This is a genomic window from Chryseosolibacter indicum (assembly GCF_018598585.1).
Classification (GTDB): Bacteria; Bacteroidota; Bacteroidia; order Cytophagales; family Cyclobacteriaceae; genus Chryseosolibacter; species Chryseosolibacter indicus.
The window spans coordinates 22,647-32,771 of sequence record NZ_JAHESD010000063.1; the positions used below are offsets into that span (position 1 = coordinate 22,647).

Consider the following 10,125-nt stretch of genomic DNA (forward strand, 5'->3'; position numbering starts at 1 on the left):
TATACTAAACTTCTAGTAGTATTAACTACTACTAGAACTACTCTGCATATTGCACAGCCATACGCTTAATCCTATCTTCCAACTTCTCACTCGTCAGTTTCTCACGAAGGCGATCTACGATAATAGGAAAAGCAAAAGGAGTCGGTTTGTCGGGATGAGTGATTATGATTTTTTGTTTCGCAATTCTTTCAAGCGCTCTTCTTAACCGCTGTTCTTCAAGCTGAAAGTCCATTACCTCCTCATAGGCCTGTAGAAGTAAAAGGTTATGTGAGTCATAATCGTTAAATACATTAAAGAATAATTGAGACGACGATTGCAGGTGCCTGTCTTTAACTGGTTTACCAGGATATCCTTTAAATACTAACCCTGATATTGCTGCAATATCTCTGAATTTTCTTCTTGCCATTTCAATGGAATTAATACTGGCTTGAATATCCTTCATTAGGTCATCAGTTCCCAATACATCCGTTTCGACTGCCTCTTCTATAGGGATAGGCTGGTCAGAAAGCAATTCAAAACCATAGTCGTTCATTGCAATAGAAAACGAAATAGGTTGAATCTGTGATATTCTATATGCAACTAATGCTGCAATGCCTTCGTGTACAAATCTTCCCTCGAAAGGATACATAAGTACGTGATAGCCTTCGGTACTTTTAAAATATTCAATGAGAAACTCTGCTTTACCAGGAAGATGAGAGCGCTGTATTTGAAGGTCAAATAGTGGTTTAAGAAATTTCATCTCGATATCTCGCTCTGTTCCTTCGACCACTTCATTAATTTTAAGGCGTATCATTTCACTCATTTGAGATGATAATGGCATACGGCCTCCCATCCATGAAGGAACAGCTCCCGATTTTCGTTTCGTCTTACGCACGTGAACTTCCATGTCTTTGATGCGTACAAACTCAAGGTTTCTTCCGGCAAACCAAAACACGTCACCGGGATTAAGTCTTGCTATAAAGTATTCTTCAATCGTACCCAGGTATTTCCCTGAAACAAATTTAACATGAACAGTAGCATCACCCACAATGGTGCCTATTGAAAGACGATGCTTCATGGCCAGGGTACGACTTTCAACCTTATAAATTCCGTCACGAACTACAACTTTTCTATATTCATCATAAGCCCTCAAAGAATCGCCTCCGGTTGTAATAAAATTTAATAACCAAATCCACTCATCGTCTGTGATACTCGAAAAGCTGAACGTTCCTCTAACCTCTTCCCACGTTTTTTCTGCTTCAAACCCATTGGAAATAGCAAGAGTGATAAGATACTGCATCAACACATCAAACGACCTGATGTAGGGAATGCGGTCTTCAACTACTTTTCTTCGTATTGCCTCCCTTATACCTGCAGCTTCCATAAGTTCTAACGAATGAGTAGGAACAAAATGAATCTTGCTAATGGCGCCAGGCTGATGACCACTTCTACCTGCCCTTTGCATAAAACGTGCTACGCCCTTAGGTCCTCCAATTTGAATAACGGTTTCAACAGGACGAAAGTCTACGCCAAGATCCAAGCTCGACGTACATACTACGGCTTTAAGTTTGCCTTCATGCAATTGCTCCTCCACCCAGCTTCGTAACTCCTGACTAATGGAACCATGATGCATCGCCATTAGTCCCGAGAACTCAGGTGCTCTATCCAATATTTTCTGATACCAGATCTCAGCAAAAGAGCGTGTATTGGTAAAGATGAGTGTACTGTTACTTTGCTTTATAATCTCTATTACTTTATCAAGAAGCTGAATACCCAGGTGACCGGCCCATGGCATGCGTTCAAGAGAATCAGGCAGTACAGATTCTATCTCAACTTTCTTTTCAATATCAGCCCGTATTATTTTATACTTTCCTGGCAAATAAAAATCTCCAAGCAAGGCCTGAAGCGCTTCCCCCATGTTGCCGATGGTTGCGGAAATACCCCACACTTTAAGTTGTGATGAAAGTGATTTTAATCTTGACAGTGCCAGCTCAACCTGAACGCCACGTTTAGAGCCCATAAGTTCATGCCACTCATCAGCAACTACTACTTTTAAGTCTTTAAAATATTCAGGATAACCTTTTTGACCTAAGAGCAGGTGTAGGCTTTCTGGGGTTGTTATCAATAACTCAGGAGGCTTTGTCTTCTGTTTTTGTCTTTCTTTAAGAGAGGTATCACCCGATCGTACACCAACTTTCCATGGCAATTTAAGCCCCTCGATCATCCTATTGGCCGATAGTTCAATTTCTTTAGAGAGCGCGCGGATCGGTGTAATCCAAATTGCCTGAAGGCCAGAATTCTTTTTGGTCTTATAGTCAGGATTATTTCTTATAAACTCAAGGGCTATGGCAACCATTAATGAATAAGTTTTACCACTCCCGGTAGGAGCGTTTACAAGGCCGCTAAAACCACTCAAAAAAGCTCCCCACGCTTCCGTCTGAAAATCGAAGGGCTGCCACCCCCTTTCCTTAAACCAATCTTTTCCGATCTCTAATAAATTGTACACGCCTAAAAATTAGTTGAATAATATTATTCTCCCCAATAAACATTTCTTTTGTTCAACTGTTAATGCTTATAATTTTTTAAAATTAAGATGGGTACCTATTCTATTAAGGAACTTGAGCAATTATCCGGAATTAAGGCACATACAATCAGGATATGGGAAAAAAGACATAAACTTATTGAACCTTCCAGAACAAATACCAATATTCGCTACTATTCCGATTACGATCTAAAAAAAATAATCAACGTTTCACTCCTCAACAATAACGGTTTTAAGATCTCAGCTATTGCCCGGATGAACGAAGCGGAACTCATCGAAAAAGTGATTGAGTTAAGTAACTCTGGCAAAGAAAAAAGAATATACATCGATCAGCTTGTTACCCAAATGCTGGATCTTGACGAAGAGAAATTCGAGGCTGAGCTCGATGGTATTGAAACCAAGTTTGGGTTTGAAGCGACGATAACGGAAGTAATTTATCCATTTCTTGAAAAAATTGGGGTTCTATGGCAAACCGGGAACATCACCCCGGCCCACGAACATTTTATATCTAATCTGGTGAGGCAACGCCTTATTGTCGGCATTGCCTCTCTGCCTGTTGCTTCCAAAGCAACAATTCGTGCGGTGTTGTTTCTTCCCGAGCACGAACTCCATGAGATTGCATTATTATTCTTCCACTATATTACCAGAAAGGCCGGGTTTAAAACATTTTACCTGGGTCAATCAGTACCTCACGAGGATCTTAAAACAGTTTGTTCAATTCATAAGCCTCATCTGTTAATAACTTCCTTAACAACAATACCAACTATAAATCAGCTAAACGCGTATCTTCAAAAGCTTTCGAGTGATTTTCCGTCTTCTAAGATCCTTGCAACAGGTTCAATGCTGAGAAAGGCATCCTTTCATTTTCCCAGTAATTTGAAATTCTTTAAGGATGCATTTGAGCTGAAGTCAATTTTAGCCGCTATGAAATAACCCGTCTTGTTTAACCTTCTACATCAAAAATGCCTTTTTTAATGAAGTTCGGTAGAATCCGTTAAACAACGCCATAATATCTCTTCCCTTTTGTTTAAGAACTGTTATTCAACAGTTAGACTTGTTCAACCTTAAAAAATGAACGTTGAACATATGAGCGTAACTGAATTGACCCAGGAAATTATAAACCTCCAACCGACGCTTCGCGTTTTTACGCATCGTTTTACGCGCGACAGGGATGAGTCCTTGGATCTTGTTCAAGATACTTTGATGAAGGCATTAATGTATAAAGACAAATTCAAAGAGGAGACGAACCTTAAGGGTTGGTTATTCACGATCATGCGCAATACGTTCATCAACAACTACAGGAAAACTCAAAGAGCACGTACCAGTAATGATGACACCAAGGAACTGTATCATCTAAATGTTAAAGATGATCATACATTTAACGGTCCTGATAAGAAATTTGAGTACGAAGATATTTGGAAGAATGTACACGAGCTTAAAGAGGAATTTCTCATTCCCTTCAAGATGCACACATCAGGTTATAAATATCATGAAATAGCAGAGCATTTAAACATACCAATTGGCACTGTTAAGAATCGGATTTTCCATGCACGCCAGGAAATTCAGAAGAAATTGACAGGATATTACTAATTTAAGCATGATGAATCATGTTACAGTTATCGGATCTGGCTTTGCTGGTTTATCGGCAGCAACTTTTCTTGCAAAAGAAGGATTTGATGTTTCTATCTATGAAAAGAATGAGTCGCCTGGCGGACGTGCGAGAAAATTTGAACACAACGGATTTGTATTTGATATGGGACCAAGCTGGTACTGGATGCCCGATGTATTTGAGAAGTATTTTAACCTTTTTGGAAAAACCACTTCAGACTACTACCAGCTTAAGCGGTTAGATCCCTCCTACAGGGTCTACTTTGGTAAAGATGATTATACTGATATTCCCGCAGGGATAGAAGCTCTGTGCACGCTGTTTGAATCCCTTGAGAAGGGAAGCAGTAATCACTTGCTAAAATTTCTTGATGAAGGAAAGTATAAGTATGATGTTGGCATTAATAACCTTGTATACAAACCGGGACTTTCACTTAGCGAACTGGTAGACTTTACGTTGATTAAGGGTATGCTGAAATTACATGTGTTTCAGTCTATGTCCTGTTATGTAAGAAAGTTTTTCAAGGATGATCGCATTATAAAGCTTCTCGAATTTCCAGTACTCTTTTTAGGAGCAGCGCCGCAAAAAACACCAGCGTTATATAGCCTGATGAATTATGCTGATATGGCCCTGGGCACGTGGTACCCGATGGGCGGCATGTATAAAATAATTGAAGGCATGGTTACACTTGCTCAGGAACTTAGGGTTAAATTTCACTTTAACAGTTCGGTTACTGGAATTGATATTAGTTCTGGTAGGGCTAAGGGGTTAAACATAGCGAATCAATATGTTGAAACTGATTATATAATAGCGGGTGCTGACTATCATCACGTAGAACAACAACTACTTCCCAAGACCTTTAGAAAGTACGCCGATGATTACTGGCAGAAACGAGTACTGGCACCTTCCAGTTTAATCTTTTACCTGGGAATAAATAAAAAAGTAAAAAATCTTCTGCATCATAATCTTTTCTTTGATGAGGATTTTGAAAGACACGCCAGTGAAATTTATGAGAAACCACAATGGCCAACTGCTCCTCAATTCTATGTGTCATGTCCTTCTAAAACAGATTTAACAGTTGCACCTGATGGATGCGAAAATCTTTTCATATTAATTCCTGTAGCTCCTGATTTACAGGACAGGGAAGAAATACGTGAGCAATATTTTGACATTGTAATTAACCGACTTGAACGACTAACAGGTGAGTCAATAAAGGCACATATTATTTATAAGAGAACCTACGCCCACAACGACTTTATCAGCGACTACAACGCCTTTAAAGGAAATGCTTATGGATTAGCAAATACTTTATTACAAACAGCGAATTTAAAACCAAGTATTTTTAACAAAAACGTGGGCAACCTGTTTTATACAGGACAACTTACAGTACCTGGGCCGGGCGTGCCACCTTCATTAATTTCGGGACAGGTGGCGGCAAAAGCGCTCATAGATAAACATAGAAAAAAAGCAAAGCATGAAAGACCTGTTTGATAATGTTTCTTTAAAATGTAGCCGTATTACCACAAGGGTCTACAGCACTTCCTTTTCGTTGGGCATACTTTGTCTTAGTAAAAAATTAAGAGATCCAATTTATGCCATTTACGGTTTTGTTCGCTTCGCTGATGAAATTGTAGATTCATTTCATGATTATAACAAAGAGGTACTGCTTCAAAAATTTAAAGAAGAAACTTATCAATCTATAAAAGACGGCATAAGTCTTAACCCGATTTTAAACAGCTTTCAGCATACAGTTCGGAAATATGAAATAGGTAACGACTTAATAGCACAATTTTTAAAGAGTATGGAAATGGACCTAGAACAAAAGTGCTATAACTCCAGCGAGTATGAGGAATACATTCTCGGCTCCGCCGAAGTTGTGGGGCTAATGTGCCTGAAGGTTTTCTGCGAAGGAGATGAAGGATTGTACCGGCATCTTAAACCCTTTGCCATGAGTCTCGGTTCTGCATTTCAAAAAATTAATTTCCTGAGGGATCTCAATGCAGATTATATTGGATTAGGAAGAACTTATTTTCCCGGTTTAGAGCTAAATAAATTCGATCAGAAAAGTAAGCAAGAAATAGAAGCAAGTATTGACCATGATTTTGCTGAAGGTTTTAAAGGTATTAAACAATTGCCCCGAAGTTCACGGTTGGGAGTTTACATAGCTTATGTATATTACCGGGCATTATACAGAAAGATAAAAAATACACCATCTGAATTGGTCCTTAAAAGCAGAATCAGAATACGTAATAGGCATAAGGCTGCTCTATTGGCTTATTCTTATATTAAACATCAGTTGAATATCATTTAAATGGACAAGGTTGTATTAGTTGATATACAGGATAATAACATTGGTGTGATGGAAAAACTTGAAGCACACAGAAAGGGGCTTCTCCATCGTGCATTCTCAATTGTTTTATTCAACGACAATGGTGAAGTATTGCTTCAAAAACGATCAAAAGAAAAATATCACAGCGGCGGCTTATGGACAAATACCTGCTGCAGCCATCCCATGCCGGGTGAGAATATTACAGAAGCTACCAGAAGACGGCTGCGTGAAGAAATGGGCATTGATGTTCAACCCACCTTTGCGTATAAGTTCATATACAAAACCAACCTTGATCAGGATCTTATCGAGCACGAATATGACCATGTCTTTATAGGTCAATTTAATGGCTCTCCCAAAATCAACCCCAGTGAAGTTGAGGATTGGAAGTATGTAAAATTGGATTGGCTTAAACAGGACATGGAGAAGAATCCTGACAAATATACCTACTGGTTCAGGCTAATCATCAATCACCCGGACTTGAATTCTGAATTAGCTCCTCCTAATTTATAAAATTGATGAATCTTAATAAAGCTGAAGAATTGATGGATCAAACATCTACGATTTTTTGGTTCAGAAGAGATTTACGCCTTGAGGATAACGCGGGTTTATACCATGCGTTACGGAATGAGTCGGACGTTGTATGTCTATTTATATTCGACATTGAAATCCTCAACGATCTTGAAGATGAATTTGACAAAAGGGTAACATTTATATATGACTCGTTACAAACACTTAAAAAACAGCTGGAGGAAAAGAATACTTCACTTCTAATCCTCTATGGAAATCCCGTTGACATTTTCTCCGAGATAAATCCTAAAGCAGTTTACACCAATAGGGATTACGAGCCATACGCACGAAGACGTGATGAGTCCGTACAAAAAGTTCTTGCATTAAAAGGATGCAACCTTCACCTGTTTAAAGACCAGGTTATTTTTGATACAAATGAAATATTAAAAGATTCAGGTGATCCGTACACAATATTTACTCCTTATAGCCGAAGATGGAAAAGCAAACTCAATAAGTTTTATGCAAAGAGTTATCCCGTAGAAAAGTACTTCAGAAATTTTAAATTAATACCTCCATTACCTATGCCATCTCTTGAAGAAGTTGGGTTTAAGAGAGCAGTAACTGATTTTCCTGAACGTATAATTAAATTAAAAATAATACAGGAATATGACAAGCAAAGAGACTTTCCTGCAATAAGAGGTACATCAAGACTAAGTATTCATTTACGTTTTGGTACTTTGAGCATAAGGAAAGTTGTTCAGATTGCGTTGAAGAAGAATGAAGTGTGGCTCAATGAATTAATATGGCGGGATTTCTATCACATGATTCTCTGGTATTTCCCCCGAGTTGAGAACAATTCCTTTAAACCAGCTTATGATAAAATAAGCTGGCGAAACAATCTTAAAGAGTTTAAAGCCTGGTGCGAGGGTAAGACTGGATATCCAATAGTAGACGCTGGAATGAGGGAACTTAACGAAACGGGTTTTATGCATAACAGGGTTCGCATGATTACAGCAAGTTTTCTTACAAAACATCTTCTGATTGATTGGAGATGGGGTGAAGCCTATTTCGCAAAAAAATTATTAGACTACGATATGGCTGCGAACAATGGCGGGTGGCAATGGGCAGCCGGTTGTGGTTGCGACGCTGCTCCTTACTTCAGGGTGTTTAACCCGGAATTGCAGGCTGAGAAATACGATCCCGACCATAAGTACGTAAAAGCATGGTTAAAAGAATATGGAACTGACAAATATCCCTGTCCTATAATAGAACATAAATTTGCAAGAGAGCGGGCCTTAAAAGTTTACAAAAAAGCACTTGAATAGCCGAGAACATAGCGTGGTACAATTGTTAAGTAATTGGCGTAAGTCATTCAGAATATGAAAATTTATCATCTGAAACGTAAACAGTTTTTACCGATTACACTTGAGGAAGCTTGGCGCTTCTTTTCAACTCCAAGAAATCTTGCGCGCATTACACCGGCTTACATGAATTTTAAAATATTGTACGTATCCGCAGAGGAAAAAGGAGTGTACGCAGGACAAATCATCAGGTATGTGGTAAATATCTTACCAGGAATTAATGTAGGCTGGGTTACCGAAATAACACATGTACATGCGCCGTATAGGTTTATAGATGAACAACGTTTCGGTCCTTATGCCATGTGGCATCACCAGCACCATTTTGAGGAAGTACCAGGAGGAGTTGAGATGACGGATGAAGTAAACTATGCCATACCCTTCGGCTTTATTGGCCGCATGGCAAACTGGCTATTTGTCGGCCGGAAGGTTAATGCTATTTTTGATTACAGGTACACTGTATTGGAAAAATTATTTACTAAAAATGAACTTGTTGTAAAAAGGTCAGCGTAATGGATTTGAAATTAATTTTAATTTGTTCGGCGATAGTTGTTGGTACTTTTCTTTTTTGGGAATTCGTTGCCTGGTTCACGCATAAATACATAATGCATGGATTTCTCTGGACCTGGCATAAGTCACATCATACAGTTCATAATCATTCATTAGAAAGAAACGACTTGTTTGCAGTTGTATTTAGTATTCCCTCTATTGCATTATTTTATTACTACTCTAAAGTAGAGTACAATCCCTACATGCTTTCAGTAGCTCTCGGAATATTCTTCTACGGTTTATTTTATTTCGTCTTTCATGACATCATAGTTCATCAACGTATAAGATGGAGACCCAAGAAACGCGGCAGATATTTACAACGTATGATCAACGCGCACTATATCCATCACACAAAGCACACAAAAGAAGGCTGTGAAGCATTTGGATTTTTATATGCTCCAAAAAAATATGAACCCAATAAGTTTGTTTTTAAAAAAGAAAGAAACCAAACACAGTAATTATTTTGAACGAAAAATATTATTACCTCGCAATTAATATTGGCTCATTCATAATCCCATTTATAGCAAGCTTTTATCCCAAGGCTAACTTCTCAAGAAAATGGAAATTTATAATTCCCGCTATACTTATTACAGCCTTTATCTTTATTGTATGGGATGAGTTGTTTACGAGAATGGGCGTATGGGGATTTAATGAAAGATACCTTACAGGAATATTTATTTTCAATCTTCCTCTTGAAGAGATCCTCTTCTTCATTTGTATCCCATATTCAAGTATATTTATATACTTTTCATTAAACCACCTGATCGAAAGAGACTATTTCTTTTCTTATCATCAGGTCATCTCCAATGTTCTTATTATCATACTCCTGTTAATTGGAGTCTATTACCTAAAACATTTATATACTAGTGTAACATTTATTCTTACATCACTCTTTCTGGCATTTCTTAACCTGAAAGTAAAGCCCGAATACATGGGCCGATTTTATTTTGCATACCTGTTTGTCCTTATCCCCTTTTTTATTGTAAACGGAATACTTACTGGTAGTTTTATTGATGAACCAATTGTTTGGTACAATAATGAAGAAAACCTTAATATACGTTTAGGGACTATTCCTGTAGAAGATGCCTTTTACGGATTGTTACTTATTCTAAACTCAATTGTGATCGCCGAGATGCTAGAGACTAAGTATGGCAGGAAAAACGAAGAAGTAAATTAATTGTGAACATCTAGCGCATAAGTGCGGTACACAAATAAAAAGAAGCTGCATCAAAACTGATGCAGCTTCCTTTTATTG

10 protein-coding genes are annotated in these 10,125 nt (G+C 38.1%); 9 read left to right on the forward strand and 1 reads right to left on the reverse strand.

The features are described 5' to 3' along the window. Positions 1-37 precede the first annotated feature (37 nt). A complete protein-coding gene (locus KK060_RS20350) occupies positions 38-2,485 on the reverse strand; it encodes a ligase-associated DNA damage response DEXH box helicase (RefSeq protein WP_254155694.1) in 2,448 nt (815 codons plus the stop codon). Between the two features lie 87 nt (positions 2,486-2,572). On the opposite strand from KK060_RS20350, the gene KK060_RS20355 reads away from it, so the two are divergent. The 9 genes from KK060_RS20355 to KK060_RS20395 all read left to right on the forward strand — a co-directional run bounded on the left by KK060_RS20355 (position 2,573) and on the right by KK060_RS20395 (position 10,047). Then, positions 2,573-3,454: a MerR family transcriptional regulator gene (locus KK060_RS20355; RefSeq protein WP_254155695.1), complete on the forward strand. Its 882-nt coding sequence runs from the start codon at positions 2,573-2,575 to the stop codon at positions 3,452-3,454. Positions 3,455-3,592: 138 nt separating this feature from the next. Beyond that, entirely contained in the window at positions 3,593-4,111 is a 519-nt protein-coding gene (locus tag KK060_RS20360; protein ID WP_254155697.1) for an RNA polymerase sigma factor, read from the forward strand. 7 nt (positions 4,112-4,118) lie between these two features. Further along, complete coding sequence (gene crtID, locus KK060_RS20365) at positions 4,119-5,618, forward strand: bifunctional phytoene desaturase/3,4-desaturase (RefSeq protein WP_254155698.1); 1,500 nt, start codon at positions 4,119-4,121, stop codon at positions 5,616-5,618. Beyond that, the gene (locus KK060_RS20370; RefSeq protein WP_254155700.1) at positions 5,602-6,438 is read left to right on the forward strand and encodes a phytoene/squalene synthase family protein; all 837 of its coding nucleotides are present in this window, start codon (positions 5,602-5,604) and stop codon (positions 6,436-6,438) included. Before crtID ends, KK060_RS20370 begins: the two co-directional genes overlap by 17 nt. Beyond that, the gene (gene idi / locus KK060_RS20375; protein WP_254155702.1) at positions 6,439-6,966 is read left to right on the forward strand and encodes an isopentenyl-diphosphate Delta-isomerase; all 528 of its coding nucleotides are present in this window, start codon (positions 6,439-6,441) and stop codon (positions 6,964-6,966) included. It abuts the gene before it with no gap. A gap of 5 nt (positions 6,967-6,971) precedes the next feature. After that, positions 6,972-8,288 carry a cryptochrome/photolyase family protein gene (locus KK060_RS20380; RefSeq protein ID WP_254155704.1) on the forward strand — a complete coding sequence of 439 codons (1,317 nt, stop codon included), beginning with the start codon at positions 6,972-6,974 and terminating at the stop codon, positions 8,286-8,288. A gap of 54 nt (positions 8,289-8,342) precedes the next feature. Then, complete coding sequence (locus KK060_RS20385; protein ID WP_254155706.1) at positions 8,343-8,834, forward strand: SRPBCC family protein; 492 nt, start codon at positions 8,343-8,345, stop codon at positions 8,832-8,834. Beyond that, positions 8,834-9,328 carry a sterol desaturase family protein gene (locus KK060_RS20390; protein ID WP_254155708.1) on the forward strand — a complete coding sequence of 165 codons (495 nt, stop codon included), beginning with the start codon at positions 8,834-8,836 and terminating at the stop codon, positions 9,326-9,328. The genes KK060_RS20385 and KK060_RS20390 overlap by 1 nt, the downstream gene beginning before the upstream one ends. A 5-nt stretch (positions 9,329-9,333) precedes the next feature. Further along, positions 9,334-10,047, forward strand: coding sequence for a lycopene cyclase domain-containing protein (locus KK060_RS20395; protein ID WP_254155710.1), 714 nt, complete (start codon positions 9,334-9,336; stop codon positions 10,045-10,047). Positions 10,048-10,125: the final 78 nt, after the last annotated feature.